36 protein-coding genes are annotated in these 23,250 nt (G+C 29.4%); all 36 read left to right on the forward strand.

Annotated elements, in window-relative coordinates:
• The first annotated feature begins 2 nt into the window (after positions 1–2).
• Positions 3–422, forward strand: a complete 420-nt coding sequence (dut, locus tag XO11_RS00535; RefSeq protein WP_175417968.1) for a dUTP diphosphatase — start codon at positions 3–5, stop codon at positions 420–422.
• Positions 422–628, forward strand: coding sequence for a hypothetical protein (locus XO11_RS00540; protein WP_175417969.1), 207 nt, complete (start codon positions 422–424; stop codon positions 626–628). The genes dut and XO11_RS00540 overlap by 1 nt, the downstream gene beginning before the upstream one ends.
• Positions 625–918 (forward strand): hypothetical protein, encoded by a 294-nt coding sequence (locus XO11_RS00545; protein ID WP_175417970.1) that lies wholly within the window; start codon positions 625–627, stop codon positions 916–918. The genes XO11_RS00540 and XO11_RS00545 overlap by 4 nt, the downstream gene beginning before the upstream one ends.
• Positions 902–1,267 (forward strand): RusA family crossover junction endodeoxyribonuclease, encoded by a 366-nt coding sequence (locus XO11_RS00550; protein WP_175417971.1) that lies wholly within the window; start codon positions 902–904, stop codon positions 1,265–1,267. Before XO11_RS00545 ends, XO11_RS00550 begins: the two co-directional genes overlap by 17 nt.
• Positions 1,268–1,278: 11 nt before the next feature.
• Positions 1,279–1,740 (forward strand): DUF1653 domain-containing protein, encoded by a 462-nt coding sequence (locus tag XO11_RS00555; protein ID WP_175417972.1) that lies wholly within the window; start codon positions 1,279–1,281, stop codon positions 1,738–1,740.
• Positions 1,740–1,955, forward strand: a complete 216-nt coding sequence (locus tag XO11_RS00560) for a hypothetical protein (RefSeq protein WP_175417973.1) — start codon at positions 1,740–1,742, stop codon at positions 1,953–1,955. The genes XO11_RS00555 and XO11_RS00560 overlap by 1 nt, the downstream gene beginning before the upstream one ends.
• A 4-nt stretch (positions 1,956–1,959) precedes the next feature.
• Positions 1,960–2,190 carry a hypothetical protein gene (locus tag XO11_RS00565; protein ID WP_175417974.1) on the forward strand — a complete coding sequence of 77 codons (231 nt, stop codon included), beginning with the start codon at positions 1,960–1,962 and terminating at the stop codon, positions 2,188–2,190.
• 1 nt (position 2,191) lies between these two features.
• Positions 2,192–2,455 (forward strand): hypothetical protein, encoded by a 264-nt coding sequence (locus tag XO11_RS00570; protein ID WP_175417975.1) that lies wholly within the window; start codon positions 2,192–2,194, stop codon positions 2,453–2,455.
• On the forward strand, positions 2,455–2,730 hold the full coding sequence (locus XO11_RS00575) for a hypothetical protein (protein ID WP_175417976.1): 276 nt from the start codon (positions 2,455–2,457) through the stop codon (positions 2,728–2,730). The genes XO11_RS00570 and XO11_RS00575 overlap by 1 nt, the downstream gene beginning before the upstream one ends.
• Positions 2,717–2,947, forward strand: coding sequence for a hypothetical protein (locus XO11_RS00580; RefSeq protein WP_175417977.1), 231 nt, complete (start codon positions 2,717–2,719; stop codon positions 2,945–2,947). Before XO11_RS00575 ends, XO11_RS00580 begins: the two co-directional genes overlap by 14 nt.
• 14 nt (positions 2,948–2,961) lie before the next feature.
• On the forward strand, positions 2,962–3,435 hold the full coding sequence (locus XO11_RS00585) for a sigma factor-like helix-turn-helix DNA-binding protein (RefSeq protein WP_175417978.1): 474 nt from the start codon (positions 2,962–2,964) through the stop codon (positions 3,433–3,435).
• An 11-nt stretch (positions 3,436–3,446) separates the two neighbouring features.
• Positions 3,447–4,070: a hypothetical protein gene (locus XO11_RS00590; RefSeq protein ID WP_175417979.1), complete on the forward strand. Its 624-nt coding sequence runs from the start codon at positions 3,447–3,449 to the stop codon at positions 4,068–4,070.
• On the forward strand, positions 4,054–4,383 hold the full coding sequence (locus XO11_RS00595) for a hypothetical protein (RefSeq protein ID WP_175417980.1): 330 nt from the start codon (positions 4,054–4,056) through the stop codon (positions 4,381–4,383). The genes XO11_RS00590 and XO11_RS00595 overlap by 17 nt, the downstream gene beginning before the upstream one ends.
• Positions 4,380–5,210 (forward strand): hypothetical protein, encoded by an 831-nt coding sequence (locus XO11_RS00600; protein WP_175417981.1) that lies wholly within the window; start codon positions 4,380–4,382, stop codon positions 5,208–5,210. Before XO11_RS00595 ends, XO11_RS00600 begins: the two co-directional genes overlap by 4 nt.
• A complete protein-coding gene (locus XO11_RS00605) occupies positions 5,210–5,881 on the forward strand; it encodes a hypothetical protein (protein ID WP_175417982.1) in 672 nt (223 codons plus the stop codon). The genes XO11_RS00600 and XO11_RS00605 overlap by 1 nt, the downstream gene beginning before the upstream one ends.
• Entirely contained in the window at positions 5,865–6,533 is a 669-nt protein-coding gene (locus tag XO11_RS00610; RefSeq protein ID WP_175417983.1) for a phosphoadenosine phosphosulfate reductase family protein, read from the forward strand. Before XO11_RS00605 ends, XO11_RS00610 begins: the two co-directional genes overlap by 17 nt.
• On the forward strand, positions 6,493–7,845 hold the full coding sequence (locus XO11_RS00615; RefSeq protein WP_217671571.1) for a DUF3440 domain-containing protein: 1,353 nt from the start codon (positions 6,493–6,495) through the stop codon (positions 7,843–7,845). Before XO11_RS00610 ends, XO11_RS00615 begins: the two co-directional genes overlap by 41 nt.
• Complete coding sequence (locus XO11_RS00620; RefSeq protein WP_175417985.1) at positions 7,838–8,356, forward strand: ParB/RepB/Spo0J family partition protein; 519 nt, start codon at positions 7,838–7,840, stop codon at positions 8,354–8,356. Before XO11_RS00615 ends, XO11_RS00620 begins: the two co-directional genes overlap by 8 nt.
• A gap of 115 nt (positions 8,357–8,471) precedes the next feature.
• A complete protein-coding gene (locus XO11_RS00625; RefSeq protein ID WP_175417986.1) occupies positions 8,472–8,681 on the forward strand; it encodes a hypothetical protein in 210 nt (69 codons plus the stop codon).
• On the forward strand, positions 8,678–9,088 hold the full coding sequence (locus XO11_RS00630; RefSeq protein WP_175417987.1) for a hypothetical protein: 411 nt from the start codon (positions 8,678–8,680) through the stop codon (positions 9,086–9,088). Before XO11_RS00625 ends, XO11_RS00630 begins: the two co-directional genes overlap by 4 nt.
• 426 nt (positions 9,089–9,514) lie before the next feature.
• Entirely contained in the window at positions 9,515–9,895 is a 381-nt protein-coding gene (locus XO11_RS00635) for a phBC6A51 family helix-turn-helix protein (RefSeq protein WP_014295841.1), read from the forward strand.
• Complete coding sequence (locus XO11_RS00640) at positions 9,879–11,126, forward strand: PBSX family phage terminase large subunit (protein WP_175417988.1); 1,248 nt, start codon at positions 9,879–9,881, stop codon at positions 11,124–11,126. Before XO11_RS00635 ends, XO11_RS00640 begins: the two co-directional genes overlap by 17 nt.
• Before the next feature lie 2 nt (positions 11,127–11,128).
• A complete protein-coding gene (locus XO11_RS00645) occupies positions 11,129–12,343 on the forward strand; it encodes a hypothetical protein (RefSeq protein ID WP_175417925.1) in 1,215 nt (404 codons plus the stop codon).
• Between the two features lie 4 nt (positions 12,344–12,347).
• Complete coding sequence (locus tag XO11_RS00650; protein WP_175417989.1) at positions 12,348–13,952, forward strand: hypothetical protein; 1,605 nt, start codon at positions 12,348–12,350, stop codon at positions 13,950–13,952.
• Positions 13,949–14,116 carry a hypothetical protein gene (locus tag XO11_RS00655; RefSeq protein WP_175417990.1) on the forward strand — a complete coding sequence of 56 codons (168 nt, stop codon included), beginning with the start codon at positions 13,949–13,951 and terminating at the stop codon, positions 14,114–14,116. Before XO11_RS00650 ends, XO11_RS00655 begins: the two co-directional genes overlap by 4 nt.
• A 65-nt stretch (positions 14,117–14,181) precedes the next feature.
• Positions 14,182–14,784: a DUF4355 domain-containing protein gene (locus tag XO11_RS00660; protein ID WP_014295846.1), complete on the forward strand. Its 603-nt coding sequence runs from the start codon at positions 14,182–14,184 to the stop codon at positions 14,782–14,784.
• Positions 14,785–14,802: 18 nt separating this feature from the next.
• Complete coding sequence (locus XO11_RS00665; RefSeq protein ID WP_175417991.1) at positions 14,803–15,156, forward strand: head decoration protein; 354 nt, start codon at positions 14,803–14,805, stop codon at positions 15,154–15,156.
• A 15-nt stretch (positions 15,157–15,171) separates the two neighbouring features.
• The gene (locus tag XO11_RS00670; protein WP_175417992.1) at positions 15,172–16,191 is read left to right on the forward strand and encodes a major capsid protein; all 1,020 of its coding nucleotides are present in this window, start codon (positions 15,172–15,174) and stop codon (positions 16,189–16,191) included.
• A gap of 65 nt (positions 16,192–16,256) precedes the next feature.
• Positions 16,257–16,439 (forward strand): hypothetical protein, encoded by a 183-nt coding sequence (locus XO11_RS00675; protein ID WP_014295849.1) that lies wholly within the window; start codon positions 16,257–16,259, stop codon positions 16,437–16,439.
• Entirely contained in the window at positions 16,411–16,731 is a 321-nt protein-coding gene (locus tag XO11_RS00680; RefSeq protein ID WP_014295850.1) for a DUF6706 family protein, read from the forward strand. The genes XO11_RS00675 and XO11_RS00680 overlap by 29 nt, the downstream gene beginning before the upstream one ends.
• Positions 16,721–17,194 carry a hypothetical protein gene (locus XO11_RS00685; RefSeq protein ID WP_014295851.1) on the forward strand — a complete coding sequence of 158 codons (474 nt, stop codon included), beginning with the start codon at positions 16,721–16,723 and terminating at the stop codon, positions 17,192–17,194. The genes XO11_RS00680 and XO11_RS00685 overlap by 11 nt, the downstream gene beginning before the upstream one ends.
• Positions 17,187–17,573, forward strand: coding sequence for a hypothetical protein (locus XO11_RS00690; RefSeq protein WP_175417993.1), 387 nt, complete (start codon positions 17,187–17,189; stop codon positions 17,571–17,573). Before XO11_RS00685 ends, XO11_RS00690 begins: the two co-directional genes overlap by 8 nt.
• Positions 17,570–18,535, forward strand: a complete 966-nt coding sequence (locus tag XO11_RS00695; protein WP_175417994.1) for a phage tail tube protein — start codon at positions 17,570–17,572, stop codon at positions 18,533–18,535. Before XO11_RS00690 ends, XO11_RS00695 begins: the two co-directional genes overlap by 4 nt.
• A gap of 17 nt (positions 18,536–18,552) precedes the next feature.
• Positions 18,553–18,930, forward strand: a complete 378-nt coding sequence (locus XO11_RS00700; RefSeq protein ID WP_175417995.1) for a hypothetical protein — start codon at positions 18,553–18,555, stop codon at positions 18,928–18,930.
• Positions 18,896–19,414 (forward strand): hypothetical protein, encoded by a 519-nt coding sequence (locus tag XO11_RS00705; RefSeq protein WP_217671575.1) that lies wholly within the window; start codon positions 18,896–18,898, stop codon positions 19,412–19,414. The genes XO11_RS00700 and XO11_RS00705 overlap by 35 nt, the downstream gene beginning before the upstream one ends.
• Positions 19,415–23,248 (forward strand): phage tail tape measure protein, encoded by a 3,834-nt coding sequence (locus XO11_RS00710; protein ID WP_175417997.1) that lies wholly within the window; start codon positions 19,415–19,417, stop codon positions 23,246–23,248.
• The last annotated feature ends 2 nt before the right edge of the window (positions 23,249–23,250 follow it).

Here is a 23,250-nt window from a genome sequence, read left to right on the forward strand (position 1 = left end):
TTGTGTTTAGCCTTTATTATGAAAACAATATGGTAAAGCCCTTTAAAAAACATTGGACTGATGCTGGATATGATATTCGTTCAAAAATTGATATAGAAATTAAACCTATGCAAAGAGCAATTATTCCTACAGGATTAACAATGAAAATACCTTATAAACATGTTGGAATTATAAAAGAAAGATCATCATTTGCTGCTAAAGGAATTGTTGTTACTGGTGGAGTGATTGATAGTGAATATCGTGGAGAAGTACGAGTAATAATGCTGAATTTAGGAGAAGAAACATTAAAAATCAATGCCGGAGATAGAATTGCACAAATATTAATTGTTCCTGTATTATTACACGCTGAAATCTTGCTCGGCAAGGCTGAAGAAGATACCGAAAGAGGAACGAAAGGATTCGGATCTACGGGGGTGAGATAATGATTGGGCAAATAAATTTTGAACGGCAGTATGAACAGATTTTAGAAAAATTACCTGAAAAATTTACTAAGATTGAAATATCTAAAGATGGTTATTTTTATGTTCTTAGATTATATAGGGGAAAACAAGTGTATAGAGTAATAAGAAAAGATCGGATAGATAAATTGATGTTTACTGCAGCAAATTATATGGGGGTGCGAAAATGACTTTGTTTTTCATAGGTTCTTTTGTTGGAGTATTTGTTGGATTTATAATAATTGGAATTTTAACTTCATCTCAAAGTACAGATTTATATACTGAAATTTCAAGGCTAAGAATTGAAAATCGAAGATTAGCATCAGAAAATGATTCTTTACACGAAAGAATTAGCAGTATAGTAAAAGAAAATGCTGATTTACAGAAGAAAAATGCTGAATTATTCGCTAAACTTCTTAAAGTAAAAAGAAACTATAGAAAGAATCGTATGGAGATGGAAATGGATGAAGTTGAAAATTGAATTAGATTGTTTGCCACCAAGCGTAAATCATAGCTACCGAAAAAGAGGTAGAAATTACGGAATGTATATGACTGAGAAAGCAAAGAATTTTAAAGAATACGTATCTTGGATTGCAAAAAAAGCAAGAAGAAAATATAAATTTACACCACTTCCTTATGACAATAAGTTTTATAGAATTAATTTTGAATTTCATTTTAAGAATAGAAAACATCCCGATCCTAATAATTTATTGAAAGTTTTGATTGACAGTTTAGAAGGAATTGTATTTGAAAATGATCGTAATATAGATGTTTCTACTACATCACAAATCACAGGAAAAGAAAAAACAATAATTTGGTGGGAAAGGTAGGAGGGAAAACAATGAAAAAAATTTATTTAATTAAAAGTTATTTGCGTGATGGTTGGGACGATGAAGAGCAGGAAGAAATATTGACTTATTTGACTGTTGAAGGAGTTGCAGAAAATAGAGAAACAGCAGAAAAAATAATTGAAGGTTTAAAAGACGAATTCCCAGAAGATGAATTCGTTTTGCAAATAGAGGAAACTCCATTATTATATGATGATGAGGACATAAGGAAGTTTTTATTAGCAAGAAAAAACGTTTTGTATAAACATTACAAAGGAAATTTATATGAATTAATAACAGATAATGCAAAACTTGAAAAAACTGATGAAAGAATGGTTATATACAAGAGTTTAATTACAGGACAAATTTGGATAAGACCTTACGATGAGTTTTTTGGATTTGTTGAAGGTGGTTGCATTGTGAAACAACCAAGATTTAAACTTCTTAAAACATCTGATTTAGGGGAGGAGAGATAATGATTCAACATGGTGATTTTATGTGTGTTTTAAGTACTCAAGATGGAGAAATACTTGGAATTTTTAAAGATAGTAGAGATGCATTTGATATGAGAGATAGAATAGTTGAAATAGATAAAAGAATGAATAAAGATAATTTAATCATTATAGAAGCAACATTTTATGCAAAGTTTGATTTGGTACTCTATAAAAAAGAATGGATGCAAGGAGAATGATAAAATGCTTAAAAAATCTTTTATTAAAGTTGGAGAAAATCTTGAAATTAAAGCAAAAGACTGGGACGATTTTGTGGATTATATCAAAGAAATTAATCATGAGTCGATAATTGATAACAAAACTCTGTTACAAAAATATTTGAATGAAGAAGGATATGTGTTTTTAAAATTAACAAAACATAATAACAACAAATATTATTTCAAAGTTTTGAATTATTATAAGGTGGTTGAATAAAGTGCAATTAACTGGCTTACAATTTATCATTTATTTGTATAAAAATGTCGCTGACATAGATGAACCTTATACTTTTGATATTCAAGGGTATGTATCAGATATAGCTTTAGTAAAGCGAATAATCGATGAAGGGGTACAAAAAGGTTCTCGTGTATTAAGAATTGATCAAGGATTAACAGAATTTTATATTTATTTAAGCAAAGATAGTATGGTAGAGAAAAAGGTTTTAAATCTTATTACAGATTTTAAAAATGGGGTGGGATAATGATTAATGAAGAGTTACATCTTGAATATGAATATAATCTTGAAGCATTGGAAAATATTCGAAGAAAAAAAGAGAAATGCATTTCCATGATTAAAAATTATGAAAATTCAATTGGAAATGCAAGAAATGAAGAAGCTAAGAAAAATATTGAAGAACATATAAGGCAATTACATGTAGAACTGTATAAGTGGATTAAACTTGAGAATTTTGCAAAAACAAATTTAGCAAATTTATCTTTGTATTTAGAAAGGGATGAGAAACATGAAAAAGTATAATTTCTTTAATTCAAGACATTTGAAACAAATATATATCGAGGAATTAGAAGAAGCTCAATCGCTATTAAAAGTCTTAAATTCAAAAAATCCTATACTCACAGATGAATTAGATAATTTAGTTCAACTTTCAAATATTCACGATGTAATTATACATGTAGAATTCAAGGCTGATACAAAAGTTTTGAAGGAAGGTAAAAAGAAACCTGAAGTGATATAAGGACGTGATATTGAATGGATATCGTTTCTATTTTCGAAGAAATTCAAATTACAGAGGAAGATATAATTTTGATACTTCAAAAGTATAAACCTGCATTACAAAAAATTATGGGCAAACAAGTTAATCTCGATTTCTATGATGATGAAATACACGTTCAAGAAAAATTCAAAAGTGATGAATTTGGAAAAATTAAAAGTTTTGGTGCTTTGAAAGTCAAAGATTTTAATGAAATGCTAAAAAATGGATATTCAAAGGATTTTGTAGATGCATTAGTGATAATAAAAGTTGTAGAAGATTGGTTGAAAATTCTTACAACGCATGAAAAAGAAGTGATCTTCTGGAGATATATAAATCATGATTTTGAGAGAAACAAAAAATGGTTTAAAACGCTTTCATATTTTGAAATTGGTGAAAAAATGAAACTTGATAAAAAAACAGTTTGGAGGATTGAAAAAAGAGCGTTAAAGAAAATTTTAAATAATAATTAGGAGGGAAGAAAATGAATTTGGGGATTTTATTAAATAAACATGTTGAAAAACTACATGGAGAAAGAGAAGGAGTATGTGTTCTTTGTGGTAATAAAGGAAGAGGGTTTTCAATAAATAAAGTTGTATCAGGGAATTTTACTGCTTGGGAGTTTTTGAATGCTGGAACAATTTTTTGTGAAACATGTGCTAGTTCGTACAAAGAACAAAAGCTTAGGAGGAAATCATGGATTGCTAATCAAAATGAAATTATTTATTTTAAAAATGATGATGCTGAGCATTATTTATTTAATCCACTTGAACCACCTTTTTTTATACATATTGCTAAAAAAGGGCAAAAACAAACTTGGCTATCTTTATTCAATGTTCCTGCATACAATAAAAACGCTTATATGTTTTCTTACGAAAATTTTAATTATGGAATTTATTTTGAAAAAAATAAAGCAAAAAAATATTTAGATTTGATCAAATTTTTATTAAAGAAAAAAGTTGTAAAATCAGAATTATATCAAGGAATTTTTAAATCAAAAACATGGGAGAAAGCTTTAAAAGAAAGTTATGAAGAAAAGCTTTTCGAAGCAAAAGAATATTCACAAAATCCATTATGGATGGTGATGGTTGATGTTGCAAGAATATGAAAACAAAATAATAGAAATGTTAGCTTTGATATATATTTCAATTCCTTGGGGGAAAATAAAAACTAATAAAAATGCTTACGACATTTTCAATCATAGAGTTAGGGCTGCTAGTAGGCGAAGTAATTTATATGAAGCAATATCAAAATTAGCTAATTATTTTGGATTACAATCTTTAAATCCTGAGATAATAAAACTTGTGGAAGAGTTAAGACCTTACGAAAGAGAAGTTTTAAATAAAATTTATTTGGAACATATTCCAATTTGCATGAGATCAATAATCAGAGCTAAAGAGATCAAGGAGGGAAGAAAATGAAAAATTTTATTATAGAAGGAACAATAAAAGCCTTAACTCCTATTTTTCATGGTGGAGACGAAAAGACTGGTTCTACTCCTGTTTTAAGAACAATAATGATGTATGTTGAAGGATTAGGCGAAGTAGCAATCCCATATTATTCTGGAAATGCGTTTCGAGGAAAAGGTAGAAGATTATTAATAAAAGATTTTATAGATCATTTGGATTATGAAATAAAGAATTCAAAATTATATCATGTGTTATATTCAGGTGGATTATTGGAAACAAGCGACAAAGAAACAGGTATAATAAATCTTGAAATGCGAAAGAAAATAAGAACTCTTTTACCACCAATTGCGTTATTAGGAACGTCTATAGGGAATCAAATAATTCCAGGCATACTAATTGTTGAACACATGTTTCCAATTTGTATGGAGTATAAGGAATATCTACCTGAAAAATATAAAAACATGAAACAAACAGAAATATCAGTTAGAACATTTACCGATCAAAGTTTTTTTACTAGGCGTGATGATTTACGAGAAGAACGAAACAAAGAACAACAAGCCATTCAAATGAAAGTGGATTACGAATGTTTTATACCTGGAACTACATTTTATCATAGATTAGTATTGCAAATTCCAACTGAATTACAAATTTCAACTTTGGGTAGAATGATAAAACTTATGATAGAGTTACCTTATCTTGGAGGAAAATCTGCATCTGGTGATGGAAAAGTTAAATTTGAATACGAAAATGTTCCTAAAGATAAATTATATCTAGATTTTATAGAAGAAAATAAAGAAAAGATAATAACTTTTTTAAAGGAATTAGAGGAGGTGCTATAATGCACTCTCCTTTTAAGATAACAATAAAATTAGGTTCCCCAATTTGTTTGACATTTCCTTTTTTACATTTAGATGGTATAGTTGCTTATTTAGATGCAATTGATAAATTTGGACAAAAGTTATTTGAATTTTCAAGAATGGAATATTTACCTGAATTGGAAAGACCTTTACCTTTTAAAAAAACAGGAATGGTATATAACGCGAGTGCTGCAATATTTTTACCAGAAGCTGAAATGAGATTTATTAGAATTTATAAACGCTTTGAAGATAAATATTCAGATGTTTTAAAAAAGAAAAAATTAAGAATTGGAAGCGGTTTTTTTCGTTCATTTGCAATTGCTGAACCATATATTCCTGCAACACATGTTATTTTTTATGGTAATGGTAATGTAAAAAGAATAAAATATTTATTCGAAAATTATTTAATAGGTATTGGAAATGATATTAGAATTGGATTTGGTGCAATAAGAGATATAATTATAGAAAATATTAATAATGATTATTCACTTATAAAAAATGGAATGGCTATGAGAACTATTCCTATTAAGATGTTAAAAGATTATGAGGATACAGCATATATAACTTATAAACAACCTTATTGGTATAAAACCAACGCAACTTTATGTGTTGCTCCTGGAATGAGGTGTGAATTAAATGAAAAATACATTTAAAGCTTGGGCAAAGACAGAATCTTTTCAAAAAAAAGTTGCTGAAGCAAAGTTAATTATACATGATGCATTAAAAAAAAGCAAAAAAATGTATATTGCTTTTAGTGGTGGAAAAGATTCAACTTGTTTATTACATTTAGTTTTAAAATTTAATCCTAATATTTTAGTTTGGCATTGGGATTATGGAATATACATACCTCGAAAATTTGAATATGAAACAATTGAAAATGCTAAAAAAATTGGTGCAAGAAATATTAGAATTGATACATCAAATGCTTATAGATATAAAGAAAAAGTTTTTTATAATACTTTTTTTGGTAAAATTTTGCCAGAATTTGAAAAACAAGGTTATGATGGAGTGTTCGTAGGTCTTAGAAAACAAGAATCGATTTCTAGAAGAGAAAGGATAAAAGCTAAAAGAATAGTTGGAAATATTCAAGAATATTGGCCCTTACAAAATTGGGATTGGAAAGATGTTTGGGCTTATATATTTAGTAATGATCTGCCGTATCATTCAGCATATAATATCTATGCACCTGTAATTGGATGGGATAAAGTAAGATTTGCTACATTTTTTGATCCGGAATTTGATTTTTTAGGTAATTCTAATTTGGATGGAATGCTGCTGTGGAGGTGGAAGAATGCCATCAAATAAAAATTATTTAGGCATAGATGTTTATACTGCAGCTAAAAAAAGAATTGAGTTTATATTTGATGAATTTGAAAAAGTTATTGTATCTTTTTCGGGTGGAAAAGATTCAGGTGTCGTATTAAACATGGCAATTGATGAAGCGCGAAAGAGAAGAAGAAAAATAGGTGTAATTTTTATCGATTTAGAAGCATTTTATCAAAAAACAATAGATTATGTAGAAAGAATGTTTAAAAATAATGAAGATGTTTTAGAACCGATGTGGGTATGTTTACCTATGGAGAGTCCAAATTCTTTAAGTTTTTTAGAACCAACATGGATTTGGTGGGAACCTGAAAAAGAACCTATATGGGTTAGACCAATGCCCAAAAATAAGTGGGTAATAAATTTAGAAAATAATCCTTTTGATTTCTATTTTCGAAATATGCCATTCGAAACATTCGTTCAGAAATTTGCTATCTGGTATGGTCAAGGTAAAAAAACTGCTAGCTTGATTGGGATTAGAACAACTGAAAGTTTGAATAGATATAGAGCTATTATGACAGATAAGGAAACTTATAAAGATCAAAAATATTCTACCAAATTAGATGAAAATACATGGAATTTTTATCCGATTTATGATTGGACAGTACCAGATATATGGACTTACTATGGAAAATTTAATAAAGACTACAATCGACTGTATGATTTATTTTATAAAGCAGGAGTTAGCATTTATAAAATGAGAGTAGACGAGCCTTTTGGTAATGAAGCTAAAGCGGGCTTAAACCTTTTTCGAGTAATAGAACCAGAAACATGGAAAAGAGTTGTAAATAGAGTTTCCGGTGCTAATTTTGGTAATATTTATCATGGTTCCAAAATGATGAGTTCTAGATTTAAATTACCTAAAAATCATACTTGGAAAAGTTTTACAAAATTTTTATTAAATACCTTACCGAAGTCGACTCGAGATATTTATATGGAAAAATTTGTAAAATTCGTAAAATATTGGTGGAAAGTTGGAAGCCCGATGCCAGATGAATATATAGAAATCTTAGAAAACAAATATTCAAAATATATAATAAACACAAAGAAATTTAGTAAACGAGGTAAAGGTGATAAATATGTAATTAAATTTAAAAGAATCGTTGATGAAATCCCAGAATTAGATACAAAAACTGATGTATGTACATGGCACAGATTAGCATTAACAATTTTAAAAAATGATATTGTTGGAAAATCTTTATCTTTTCAAATGACAAAAGCTATGAAAGTCAGACAACAAGAATTAATGAAAAAATATGAAAGTTTAAAAAAAGAGGGGGATAAATATGAATAAAAAACAAAAATTTGTATCTCCTGTTTATAATGTTAGACCTGTTCCAATAGAAAAAATTAGAGCCAATGAATATAATCCAAATAAAGTTGCACCACCCGAAATGGAATTGTTATATAGATCAATAAAAGAGGATGGTTATACAATGCCTATAGTATGTTACTACAATGAAAAAGAAGACATTTATGAGATTGTCGATGGATTTCATAGATATACGATAATGTTAAAATATAAAGATATTTATGAACGTGAAAATGGAATGCTTCCTGTTTCGGTGATTGATAAGGATATAAGTGAAAGAATGGCATCAACTATAAGGCATAACAGAGCAAGAGGCTCACATGATGTTGATTTAATGAGTAATATTGTGAAAGAATTAAAAGAAATGGGTCGTTCCGATAGGTGGATAATGAAACATTTAGGAATGTCTTTAGATGAAGTTATACGTTTAAAACAAATAACAGGATTAGCTTCACTTTTTAAAGATAAAGAATTTTCAGAGGCTTGGGAATAAGCCTCTGTTTTTTTATTGTTTTTTTTAACTTTTTGTTTATATTATTGTAATTGATATGATGTCAAAAATGATGTATAATTATAATGTCAACAAAAAAACAAAGGGAGGGAATGGCATGTTATATGATGTATTTGAAATTGATGAGTTTTTTAGCTTAGAAGAGAAACCAAATAATTTATACATTAAAGTTTTTGATAGAAGTGAATATTTAGATTATGCAGAAAATGAAATGAATAAGTTTGGTTATGAATTAATAGATACAGAATATAAATTCGATAATGCATATATGTTGTTTGAAAAAAAAACATGGGAGGGAAAAAGATGAAAAGAGTTACAATTCCTTTTTCTGATGAAAGACTTATAGAATCCTTAGAAAGAGAATATGGTTCAACTTACAGAGTAGCCAAAAGAGCAACAGAAAGTTGGCTCTTCTTGAAAAGAAGAACTTTAGATGAAATAAAAGGATTTTTTGAAAAAGATGAAATTATATTTTTAGTTTCTATGTTAAACGGGACATTTTTTGAACCTGGAATGATAAGAAAAGAGGTTATGATCGCTGAAATTGAAGATACCGTTAGATATGAACAGCCAAGTTATAATCCAAAAGATTTAATAGAAAAAATTAATAAATTAACTTATGCACAATTATTTTTCTTAGTAGAAGATATTTATCATTTTTGGTATGATTTATCAGAAAGAAATTTAGAAGAATTTGTAGAAAAATATTTATAAATTCTTGAAAAATGCCACAAAATATGGTATAATTAAGTAGAATGGAATACTATACTTAGAAGGAGCCTATTAAGGTTCCTTTTTTTATTTCGACAAACATCGACAGATTTCGACAGGTTCGACAACATTTGTGACCATGTGACAACTGTAGAATTTTTGTAGAGTATCGTGACAACTCTTCCCTCCTTGAAATAAATATACCGGCACTCCGGCATTAATCCGGCAGCTTCCGGCACTTTTCCGGCATTTTATATGCCGGATTTTTTTATGATACTAATCATGATTATACTAATTTAAATTATTATGCTGGTTGGTATTATACTGACTGGCATAATTCCAGAATAGAGAGGAGGTCGCGAGACGCAGGGGTTTGACGGGCGCCCCTGCTTTTACACTTCAAAAAGGAGATGAGAGAGGTGATGTGAAATGAGAAAAAATAAGTCAAGAAAAGTCAAGAAAAAAGGGCTTTCAAAAAAACAATTAAAAGCAATTGAAATGTTGATAGATATTGAAAAAGATTACACAAAAAGAGATATAGCGTCTTTACTACAAATTGATGAGTCAACTTTATACAAATGGCTCAGAAAAGAAGAATTTATTGAAGAACTTAATAGACAATCAGAAGAGTTTTTTAAACGCAGTAAAAATTTAGTCAATAAAGCATTATTAAAAAAGATTTTAAAAGGCGATGTTTCAGCAATGAGATTGTATTATGAAAAAGAAAATGAATTCATTCAAAAGCATCAATTCACTGGTAATTTTGAATTAGTAATAGATGGGAATGAGATAAATGATTCTGAGGATTAAACATCCTGAAAAGATATTTAATGATGTATATTTCAAAAACCTCAAAAATACTTATGGGACACAAATATATTTTGGTGGGGCTTCCTCTGGAAAGTCTTATTTTATTTTAGGTCAAAGAACTATATTGGATGTTTTAACCTCAAATAGAAATTTTCTTATTGTTAGAAATGTTGCAAGAACAAACAGACATTCTACATTTAATGAAGTCCTTAAAGGAATAGCAAATTTTAACTTAACAGATTACTTCAAAATAAATAAATCAGAAATGACAATTACAGCATTTAATGGAAATCAAATTTTATTTGCGGGACTTGATGATGTTGAAAAACTAAAATCAATTACACCAGCTAAAGGAGTAATTACAGATATTATTATCGAAGAAGCTACTGAAATAAGATACGATGCGTTTAAACAATTAACAAAGAGGCTAAGGGGTAAAAGTGATGTAAAGAAAAGAATTACCTTGATGTTTAATCCTATTTATCAAACACACTGGATTTACAAAGAATTTTTCCAAGGTTGGGTTGATGACAAAGAAGAATTCATTAACAAGGGAAGAGATTTGTATATATTAAAAACTACATATAGAAACAATAAATTTTTAACTACTGATGATATTGAAAGAATAGAGAGCGAAACTGATCCGTATTATAGAGACGTTTATATTGAAGGTAACTGGGGAATATTAGGTAATGTTATTTTCAGAAACTGGAAGGTGGAAGATACTTCTAAGTATAATTTTGATAGATATATTAATGGGCTTGACTTTGGATTTGCCAATGATCCAGCTGCATTTGTAAGAATGAGTTTTGATAGGAAAAGAAATAGGCTGTTTATCCTGGATGAAATATACGCAACTGGACTGGACAATGAGGAATTAGCTAAATTAATCAAAGAAAAAATAGGTAGTGAATTAGTTACTTGTGATAGTGCAGAACCTAAATCTATACAAGAATTAAGGAAATACGGTGTAAATGCACGTGGGGCAAAAAAAGGAAAGGGAAGTTTAGAAACAGGATATAAATTCTTACAGAAATTAGAAATAATCATAGATCCAAAATGCCAGAATACAATAAATGAATTTACAGTACATAAGTGGAAAGAAAATAAAAATGGTGAAGCCTTACCTATCCCAGAAGATAAGGATAATCATGCTATTGATGCAATTAGATATGGTATTGAAGATGAGATTATAGAAAATACTTATATAGAAGAAGAAATGGAGTGGTGAGAATGAGATTTCACGACAAAATAGATTTTAAATTGTTAGATTCGATGTTTAAAGATGAATTTGAATATGAACAAGAGGATGTTGATTTTTTATATAATTTCATTCCAAAATTTATTATTATATCAATTGCTCTTACAATGCAAAAAAAACTTTCTCTTGTTGGTGATGGAAGTGAAAAAGATAAAGTAAATCAAATTTGGGATATTTGGGAAAATAATAATATGCAAACTTTGAAATATGAAATTGCGAAACATTTTTTCTTGTATAATCAAGTCAATTTAGAAGCTGTTCTTGAAGATACAACTGATAAGATTTCAGGGACAAAAATAATACTTCATCATCCAAGCGCAATTTCAATTGAAAAAGTGGCAAATGAAATAGTAAAAGTTGAGATTCAAAGTGAGATTTTTATTGATGGTAAAAAAGTACAAACAAAAAAGATTCTTACCGAAGATGAAATAATAACCAAAATAGGTGATAAAGAAGAGAGAAAGCCGAATTTATATGACGGAATTCCTTTTATAAGGATTGATAATGAAAATTATAGGATTATAGGGTTAATTCGATTGCAGGATAGATTGAATCTATATGAATCATATCTTGATGTTCTTTTTGATTTACATGCAGATCCAATTCTTTACGATGATTTAGGCGAAGCTTTTATGGCAAAACAACAGGCCAATAAAGAAACTAAGATAATTGTTAGCAAAGATAAAAGAAAAATAAGGAAGTTTCTGCATTATCCAAGAGATTCTAAAGGATTAAACCTTCTTGAATCAAATGGCGCAATGGCTGAGAGAATACAAGTTCAACAAGATAAAATAAATAAGACAATTGAAAAACTTTTCCCTGAAGTTGTTTTGATGGATATTTTAAAAGCTGGAGGGCAAATCACTGGGCCTGGTTTAGAAAAGAAATTAATAGAAATAAGCTCACATATTAATTTAGCTCGTGGAGCTTTAAAAAATGGATTGGAAGAATTAAACGAATTAATAAGTTGGTTAATATTTGATCAAAAAATAAAAACACAGATAGAATTTGAACCAATAACTCCACGTGATTTTGATGATGTAATAAATGAAGTTACTAAAGTTTCAGGTATTTTAAGCAAAAAATGGCAATTGGAGAAATTGCAAAAAGAAGGAATTATCAATAATGCGGAAGAAGAAATGAAAAATTTAGAAAAAGAAAACCAAACTAGTCCTTTAGGTTGGTGAAAAAATGACAAAACAAGACTTTGAATCTAAAATGCTGGAATTAAGAAAGAATTATTTAAATACAACGATAAAAGAACTTGAAGAAAAATATAGAACCGAATATTCAAAATTATTTAAAGAGCTTTATTATGATTTAAACAATAGAATAAAAAAATACAAAGACGATATGGGAAATATTAGAGCAATTTATTTAAATCAAATAAAAGAAGATTTGAAGAAAGAGATAAATAAGTTCTATAAAAGATATAAATCTACCACATTAAATCTTTTAGAAGAATCAAGTTTTAGGGCTTTTGAAGACATGAAAGAAATTTATTTTAAAGTTGGAATGGAAAACTTAATTGAACATATAAAATGGAATAAAAATATTATGGATTATTTGATATCTTATCAAGCGCAAGATGGATTAACTATTTCTAAAAGATTATGGGGTCATTCAAAACAAATAAGAGATAAGATATTTGATTCATTAAAAAAGAATATTCTTGCAGGTGAGTCTGTTTGGGATACGATGATGGAACTTCAGGAGATAAAATCGCCTAAAATAAAAATTCCGGAGTATCTAGAAAAAGAATTTGAGAAGATGTCGCATAAAAAAATAGAGGAAATAATAGATTTATACACAGTAAAAAAGACAAATTATCTTACAAGAAGACTTGTAGAAGCTGAAATTGAAAGAGCATATAGAACAACTACATTGAAACTTGCTGAAGATAAGGAATGGATAAAAGGAATGAAATGGAATCTTTCACATAAACATAAATACGGAGCATATGATTGTAACTGTGAAAAGAATGCGACACAAAATGCTTTTGGGCTTGGAAGAGGTGTATATCCGATAAAATATTATCCTCACGTTCCTGATCATCCATGGTGCAATTGTTTTGAAACCGAAGTTTTTGATGAAAAAGTTCTGGAAGATTATGGTTTAATTGATAAAAAAGATAAAAATGTGAAAAATAAAGAGTTTGAAAAAATACCTCCAAAAGAATATATCAGTAAAAAATATAACATAAAAACAAAATTTGGCAGAACAGATGAAGAGACAATAAAAATAATAAATAGTGCGTTTGATAAAATGCATAATGAATTTGGAGAGGCAATGGATAACATTCTTGATGAAATTTCTTTTGGTAATTTTTCATCAGCTTATGCAAAATATGAATTAAAATATCAAGATAATGAAGTCTACAGAACATTAAAAATTTCAAAAATATTTAAAAACAAAGATTCTATTTTAAAGTCATTAGAACGAGATATACAAGCAAATTTCCATCCAAAAGGCGCAAATCCTGAATTTATAATTGCTCATGAAATTGGACATGCCCTTGAAATGAAAATAACAAGAAAAGAGAAGAACTTTTTTAATGTTTGGAAGTCTAATAAATTAGCAAACAAAATTAGGGATGAAGCATTAAAAAATTTAGGAATTGATCCGACGGATTATAATAAAGTTTATAAATATATAAAAAATGAATTAGGAAAATATGCGACGATGGATACTCACGAACTTATAGCGCAAGCAATAGCAAATGGAATAACATCTAAGAATCCTTCTAAACTTTCCTTAGAAATTTTGAAGATTATTAAAAGGGAGTTGAAAGAATGAAAAAAATACCAGAATGGGTTACTGAAGAACAATACAATGAATTTGAAAAATGGATAAATTACGATGAAAATGGTTGGGTTTTAAAACCAAATGCCCCTCAATGGGTAAAGAAACTTTTTAAAGAATTGACTGAACCGGATGTAATATTAGAAGATTTTGAATAAAATTTTGAATATAGGAGCCTTTTAGGCTCCTTTTTTTATTGCCAAAATATCATGGAGGTGAAATAGTGAAAGGTAAAGATTTAGATTTTAACTTTGATTTGCAGTTGTTTGCAGAAAATGGTGAAGGAGGTGAAAATGGAACAGAACCACAGAATAATCCCACAAACGAAAATGGACAAAACAATGAACCTACACAAGAACCAGAAAAAAATACAGAAATTGAAGCGTTGAAAACACAGATTTCTGAATTAACTAAGATTATTGAGGAATTAAAATCGAACAAAAAAACTGAAACTGAACCCGGCAAAAATGATGAAAATGATGAAACTAATCCTATGAGTGAAATCGAAAAGTTAAAAGCAGAATTGGCCAAAAAAGATTTAATCTATCAAACTGAAAAATTATTAATGAAAGAAGGATTTGCAGAGTATGCAGATTCGCTAATGCCAATAGTTATGAAAGATGACGTGAAAACTACAGAAAAGAATATAAAAACACTTAAAACTGTAATTGAAAAATTGACTCAAGCTAAAATAGAAGATTTAAAAAAAGGCAAAGGATTTAAAGGAACTGGAACAGACAGCATGGAACATTTAGAATCTGAAATAGAAAGTATTTTAAGTGTTGATAAAACAGGAGCGCCTAAAATAGAAGATTTTTGGAAATAAGAAAGGAGAGTGATTTAAATGCTTAATCAAAAAGATTATGCAGGTAGTGTAGCATTTTTGGTAAGTGATCATTTTGTAATGTTAGGTTGTGTAATTGATTCTTCAACAGTAACTGCCGATTCAGATGGAGATAAAATCTTAAAAGCTGGAACAGTCTTAGGAAAAATAACTGCAAGTGGAAAATTTGGACCATATGATTCTACTGCAAGTGATGGAAGACAAACAGCGGTTGGCATTTTAGCACATGATGTAGATGTGACTAAAGAAGATGAAATGGCCAATTACGTAATTCACGGTGTTGTTCAAGAATCAAAACTTACAGGTATTGATGCCACAGCAAAAACACAATTATCACATATTATCTTTATATAAGGAGCGTGATATAGCATGAAAACTATTACAAATCTTTTGGATTCAAAAACATTTTTAAATTACATGTTGAATAGACCTGACAGAAAATTCTTAGGTGATGCCATTTTCCCAAGAAAAAAGATTGATACATTATCTTTTGAATGGGTTAAAGGTGCAAATAATCTTCCGGTAATGGCCAGAGTTCAACCATTTGGTGCTGAAGCTGCTATTATGGGAAGAGATGGAGTATCAACAGTTTCAGGAAAAATTCCAGTTATAAAAATTAAAAGAAGTCTTGATGAAGAAGAGTATATTAAATTAAAAAAATTCCAAAAAAGAGGATATGACATTCCAGAAAGTACAATAAGAAAGATTTTTGATGACGTAACTGCTGTATTTGATAGTGTTGAAAACAAAATTGAATATTTAAGAATGCAAGCATTATGTAAAGGACAACTTGATTTTACAAATGATGGTTTTCAATACTCAATAGATTATCTCATGCCATCTGAAAACAAACCAACTGTTGCAACTCTTTGGAGCGATACCACAAATTCAGATCCAGAAAATGATATTTACACATGGGTATCAATGGTCATTGAAAAAGGAGGACCTCAACCAACAAAAGCTGTAACCTCTTTGAAAGTTGTAAATTACTTATTGAGAAACGTAAATTTAAGGAAAGCAATATTTGGTGTAAATTCAGACAGGTTGCTTGATTTAAGAACATTGAACTCTTACTTTACTTCGAAAGGATTACCAGCATTAACTCACTACGATTTACAAGCACGAGATTTGAGTGGAAATACAGTAAGATTCTTTGATGAAGATAAATTCGTATTGCTTCCTGGAAATGGAGTAGCAGGAGATACACTCGTTGGTCCAACAGCCGAAGCATTATTAGAAGATGCAGGTAAGAAGAAAAAAGAACTTAAAGGCATAACAATTGTACAATGGGAATCAACAGAACCAGTTACATTATGGACAAAAGCTGCAGCTGCTCAAATTCCTTCTATGCCATATGCTGATTATACAGTAAGTGCTACAGTTATTTAATATAATCCGCTCTGATGGGCGGATTTTTTTATTATTTTCAAAATTAAAAATTGGAGGTTAGAAAAATGAAATATAAGGTATTAATTCCATTGACTTTAGATGGAAAAGTTTGGAAAAAAGGCGAAATTGTGGAATTAGATAAAAATTATCCAGTTGGAGATTTGATTAAAAGAAAAGTTATAGAAGCCGTAAAGACTTCAAAGAAAGAAGCTGATAATAATGACAAATCTGGAGAGAATAAGAATTGAATTAAGGGATTCAAATGGGAAGGTTTTCTCTGATTCAGAATTAGAAGCATGGCTTAGTGATCATGGATTAAATAAAGATGATTTATACACTGCAGAAAACAAAATATCTTTAATGCTTGCGGTTAGAGATGCTTTGAGACAACTGCTTAGGGATTGGGATTCGGCAAAAACAACAACGAGAGGTGATTATCAGGAGAGTTATTCAAAAACTTCATTGATACGTGAAATTGAAAGGATTACAAGAGAATATGAGTGGGATTTGGTTATTGGAGAGATGAGTTATGAAGATTGAAATTGTAGGTGATAAGAAGTTAAATAAAAGACTAAAACAATTAGGAAAAAATTTAGGGCCTTCTGGAAGAAGGAAGGCCTTTGGCATTGCAACATCTTTATTAGCTAATTATTTAAAACTCTTGTATGATAAAGAGTTAAACTCATCTAAGATAAAAAATAAAGTTTTTACAGAAGTTTCTACAGAACATGGAAAGGTTTATACTGACCAAATACATGCAATATTTTTAGAATATGGAACTAAAGCACACGATATTTTCCCAAAAAGGAAAAAAGCTTTAAGTTGGTATATTGGGCCAAAACCTAAACCACAAGGATATATGGGAGATAAAAAATACTGGGCAGTAGCTAAACATGTAAGACATCCAGGAACAAAAGGGAAATATTTCTTTGCAAGAACATTGAAAGATAATAAAGAGAAGATTTTGACAATCTTTAAAAAAGGAATGATGGAAGATGTATAATGATTTATTAAATTCAATAAAATCAGATTTAAAAGGAATGACATATAATAACAAAAATGTTTTTCAAAAAGTAGGTATTGGAGCTTTGAAAGCCGATGATTATTTATCTTCAGCTTCAATTTTTTTAGATTCATCTAATCATCAGCAAATGACTTCATTGAGATATGAAATTAATGTAAATGTTGATATAGTGTGTGTGTTTTCAATGAGTAGAGGCGAAGATTCGGAATTGTTTTTTCAAGAAAAATATGATATTGTAGAAGTTCTGGAAAAATATTTTAAGCAGAATTATCAGTTATTGAATACAGAATTTAGTTCCGATGACGAACATCTTTTTGTTATGTTCAGAATAAAAACAAGTGAGGTGAATAATATATGAGTTATACAGGTGCAAAAAGTAGCGTATTGTTAGGAATAGAGAGTTCGTTCGCAACTGAAGCAACGTTGAAATATAAGTTGCCTTTCAAATCAGAAAGTTTGAATCACAAAATTGAAACAGCAAAATCCGAGGCATTGCTTGGAATTAGAGGAACAAAATCACTTGCTCCTACGAAAGAAGGTGCAGAAGGCTCTCTTGAATTAGAAGCTTATCCAACATCTGCAGGATTGGCATTTTACCTTGCCTTAGGTAAAGCAGCATTAGTGGATCCTGACGGAACAGCTGATAGTGGTGATGAATATACGAAAATTACACCTATTGATTTAAATTCAGATATACCTTCTGCAACAGTTCAAGTGGATCATTCAGGACAAAAAATGAAATATTTAGGAATGAAAGTAAATTCATTAAAATTCTCAGGAGCAGTTGGTTCAATACCTTCAATCAGTTTAGATTTAGTAGGTAAAGAGGAAGTAGTAGGAGCTGGAACAGAAGGAACAATAGTTGATGTAGATGATCAACCATTTTTCTTTAAAGAATTAACTCTATACACAGATGATTTTCAAACAACAACCGATCTTTATTCAAGTATTGAGCTAAATATAGGTAATAACTTAGATGCAGACGATTACAGACTTGATGGAACAGGGAAAAGAAAAACATTAGAAGCAGGTAATTTAGAAATAACAGGAAGTTTAGATATTATCTTTGATGCTTCTGTTGTTAGTGGTGAATACAGTAAATTTAAAAACTTTCAGGACGGAGCAATAGGTATTAAATTAGAAAAAGCAACAGGAGAAAAATTAACAATATATCTTCCAAGAATCAATTTCTCAGAAATGACACACGATATTGGAGGAGCAGAAAAAATAATGTTCAAAGCAAACTTTACAGCTTTAATTCCTACAACTGGAGATATTATTGAAGTTTCTGATTATCAAAATACAACTGGAACATATTAAGATTGGAGGTAGAGGTTATGGGATTTTTTATTGATGAAGGAAAAACTATAAAAATATATTTTGATGATAAGATGAATATTGTAAAGAAGGAAACAGAAAACTGGATTGAAGTAAAAGCAGAACCAAATTTTTATCTCCTTGAAGAAATTAGAAAAGCAATAAAACCTAAAACTATAAAAATGAATGCAAGAACGAATGAAATAGAATTAGATACAGAAAAAATGGGAGAAGTTCCAGTAGAACTATTAGTAAAATTAATTGTAAATTGGAGCGAATCAGAAAAGCCAACAGCACAAATTTTAAAAACAAAAGTTAATCCAAAATTCTTACAAAATCTTTGGAATAAGTTATTAGAAATGTATGAAGTTGGCGATCAAAATGCTATTGGAATTTGATGGAGAAGTAATTTTTTTTAAAGAAGATACAATAAGAACATTAGAGTTGAGAAGGCAGGGAAGAAAAGTTGAAGCCCTGCCTTTTTTAATTTATAACTGGACTTTAAATAGAGAACTGAATTTGAAAAACATTTTGTTGTTAAAGCCTCAAATTCTTGATAATGTTTTGAGTAAAGCAATTGAAGGTTATTTGATAATAACTAATATAAATGAATCAAAACTTGAAATGTTTATAAAAACGTCTTTTATAGTAGAAGAATTGAATTTTGATGGATTTGACGAAAAAGAAAAGGAACATTTAAAAGAATGTTTTTTGATTAAAAATAATTTATTTGATCATAGAGGCAACTTAGTCAATTTACCTGATTCAGGTGGTTTGTTAGACCAGAATGCAAAGTATATGTATTTTTTAAGTAAATATAGAAAAGTTTTAATTGAGAAAATCAACGAAGAAAATAATAAGAAAAATAAGGCGGTGAGATAAATGTCTAATTCCGCAACTTTAAGTTTAATTATACAGGCAAAAGATTATGCTTCTAAAGTTTTAAAAACAGTTACAGGAGCAATGAATAAATTAGAAAGTGCAACTCAAAAAGCTGATAGAAGTTTCCAGGAATTCAAAACAAATATGAATGAAATAGCAAGATATGCAAAATATGCTTTGGGTGCAATAACTGCAACAGGAACAGCTATCGTTGGTTTTAGTAAAGATACAGAAAAAGCTATGGCAAATGCTTCTACAATGTTTAGTGTAGCTGGAAAAGAGTTTGAAAAAGAATTAGGAAGCAGAGTTGCAAGGATTTCACAACAATACGGGATATCTTTAAAGAAAATGTGGGATGCAACTTACGCATTAGGTAGTGCAGGTGTAGCTTTAGAAAATATTCCTGAAGTTTTAGAACAAACTGCAAGAGCAGCTGTTGCAGGTGGTGCTGATATAGAAACAGCTTTTACAGGAGCTATAAAACAAATCAAAGGTTTTGGGTTAAGTTTAAATGATTTAGAAAAAGTTTATGCTGTACAGTTTCAAGCTGTAAAATATGGTCTTTTAACTTATGATCAACTTGCACAATATATTCCGGAAATAGCTGCTTCTGCAAGAAGTTTAGGGGAAGATTGGAAATCAGCAACAGCAACATTTGCAACACTAACAAAATATATGCCAGATGCTGCACAAGCAGCTAATGCACTTCAAAATGCATATGATGAATTAACTCAAAAATCAGAAAACCTTGCAAAAGCTGGGATTAAATTATATGATAATGGGAAATTTATTGGATTTGTAAAAGTTATAGAACAAATAAGAAATCAATTGAAAGGCAAAACAAATGAAGAAGTAGCAGAATTTATAAACAGCTTAGAATTATCAGATACAGCAAGAGGAGCTATTGTAAATCTTGTGAATAATTTTGAAGATTTAGAAACGATAACAAATTCAGTAACCGATGATGTTTCCGCTTTGAATGAAATGTTTTTAAAACAGACACAAACTTTAGAATTTCAATTGAGAAGATTATTTGTTGTTTTTGATAATCTAAAGCAAAGCATTTATAACACATTTAAAAGTACATTAGGGCAATGGGTTCAAAAAGCAATTATATGGATTCAAGGATTAACAAAATGGATTGATGAAAATAAGGAAAAATTTATTGCGCTTATTAGTGCAATAACAAGACTTTTGACAACAATCATAATTTTTAATATAATTTTGAATTTAATTGGGAAAATTGGTGATGCAGTTAGAGCGTTGGCAAATCCATTTACATGGTTATTTGGTGTTTTATTAGCTTGGTTTGCTTCTTTAAAACCAGAACAGAGAGCAAATTTAATCAAGGCTGTTTTAGAAAGTATAGGAAACTTAATTAAATGGCTTGGAAAACAACTTAAGATAATTCAAGAACAAGGTTTCTTAGGATGGATAAGCGGAATACTAAAAAAAATTGGGATATTTTTAGGAACAGTATTTGGTTTTAGTATTGTAGCAAAGATTGTTGATTTTAAATGGGTGGCAAAAAAAACAATTGAAGGTTTCAAAGCTATTATTAATATATTTAAATGGGTGGCTGGTTTAGTTGTTAAAGGTTTTACAGCAGTTGTTGATCTTTTCAAATGGTTAGCTGGAAAGGCTATACATGGGTTTAATGCCGTTATAGAATTTTTTAAGTGGTTGGCTGGAATATCAATAAAAGGATTTGAAGCTATTATAGATTTTTTTAAATGGACCGCTTCTTTAGTTATTAAAGGGTTTCGAGCAATAGTTAGTACTTTTGAGTGGATTGCTAAAAAGATCATACAAGGCTTTAATGCTATAATCAATGCTTTTAATTGGGTAGCAGAGAAAGTTATAAAAGGTTTTAAAGCTTTAATTAAAATGTTCGAATGGATAGCGGAAAAAACAATTGAAGGTTTTAATGCTATTATTAATACATTTAGTTGGTTAGCTAAAAAAGTAATTCAATTTACAGCTACTGTAATTGATTTGACACTCTCTCTATTATCAAAAACATGGTTATTATTTAAAGAAGGTGTAGGATTTATAATTAACTCTATTTTAAATGTAATTAATTTAACTTCACCTTTAACGTGGTTAGCAATATCAGCAACCGGTCTTGTAATTACTGCAACACTAGCAATAAAAAAGATTAAAAAACCAGAAATAAATGTGGAGTCAAAACCACAATCAGAATCAAATTTGAATGAAAATAAATATATTATTCCAGGCGAGACATCTGCAAATTTAACAGGAGTAGCTAATAGCACAACAACGTTAGCAGGAGATATTCCTTTATCAACAGGTCAATATGCTTTAAGAATGGCCGGAATATTTGGTTCAATTGGTGCAGGGGTATTAACGAGTTCTGCATTATCAGCAACATTTTTAGAAGAGGCTTTAAAATATGCTTTATTTGCAGCAGGATTTGCAAGCGGAGGATACACAGGTGATGGTGGGAAATATGATGTTGCCGGAGTAGTACATAAAGGTGAATATGTAATTCCTGCTTGGATGGTAAAAAAATATCCTCAATTAGTTGCAATGCTGGAACAAAAAAGAATTAGAGGATATGAAACAGGTGGTGGAGTTGATATAGTAAGTTTGATTTCAAATTATCTTTCTGGTTCGGGCAATACGAATATAGCAAAAGATTTCACTGAAACAAAAAATATAGCAAATGAAATCTTGAATTATGTTATGAATTACATTCCGGATGCAAAAGAAAATGAAAATGTAATAAGGACTGTATTAAATCAACTCTTAGGAATTGAAGATGATTCAAATAAAGCACAAAAAGAAACTAAAAACATTCTTTTGGAACAATTAAAACTTACTCAAACCTTATATCCTCAAACAAAAGCATATTATGATTTAGAAACAAAACAATTAGGAAGTTTAAGCCAGATATTCAAAGGTGGATTTGATATATTAACAGGAAGCATAAGAAATGTGGGAACTTTAGTTGCTGATGGAATTATGAAAACATCATGGGCACAAAATATATCAAATTGGATTAAAAGTAATGCCAAATCAGCTGGAAATGCTATTAGCGGAGGTCTTTCAAGTTTTGGAAACGCAATGGGAGAATTAGGGTCACAAATAAGTTTAGATCCGATTTATGGTCCAATATTAGACGGTTTAAAAAACGTTTTTAGTGGTGTAACAGGATTGCTCGGAGATATATTTGGACCAGTTATTCAAGCAGTTATGAGCCTTAGTAACGTGGTTGCACTTTTAAATCCAATAACAACTATTGTGGAAAGTTTAATGGCAGTAATAGGACCTTTAATAAATAGTGCTTTACAACCATTTGTAAATATATTAAAAGCACTTGGACAAATGTTAGGAACATTATTAATACCGTTACTCGATCCATTATTCGCTGGATTACAAGCATTTGGAGCAGTTTTAACTTGGATATATAATGCTGTATTAGTTCCTCTTGGTCGTGGATTCTATGTAGTATTTGGAATGATCGCAAGTGCTTTTAATTGGTTGTACAACGTTGTTTCAGATGTAGTTAAAGGGTTAACCTTTGGAGTTGTAGACATGGGGAAAAGAGCTGTAAAAAGTTTTGGTCAAATTGTAAGAGAAGCTAATGAAAAAGTTTCAGAAATTGATATGAATGTTGAACAAAATGTGGAGAATTCATATCAGAGTCAATATACAAGTACAGTTCAAAGAAGTGGTCCAGAAGTTGTGAATAATACATTTATAATAAACGCAAATGATAGTTTTATAATGGATGGAGAAAGTAGTTTCAAAGAATACTTAGCAAAGACAGTTCAAGAATTATTCGACAATGGAACATTGAAATTTGCATAAAA

Origin of the sequence: Marinitoga sp. 1138 (assembly GCF_013363265.1) — a bacterium.
Classification (GTDB): domain Bacteria; phylum Thermotogota; class Thermotogae; order Petrotogales; family Petrotogaceae; genus Marinitoga; species Marinitoga piezophila.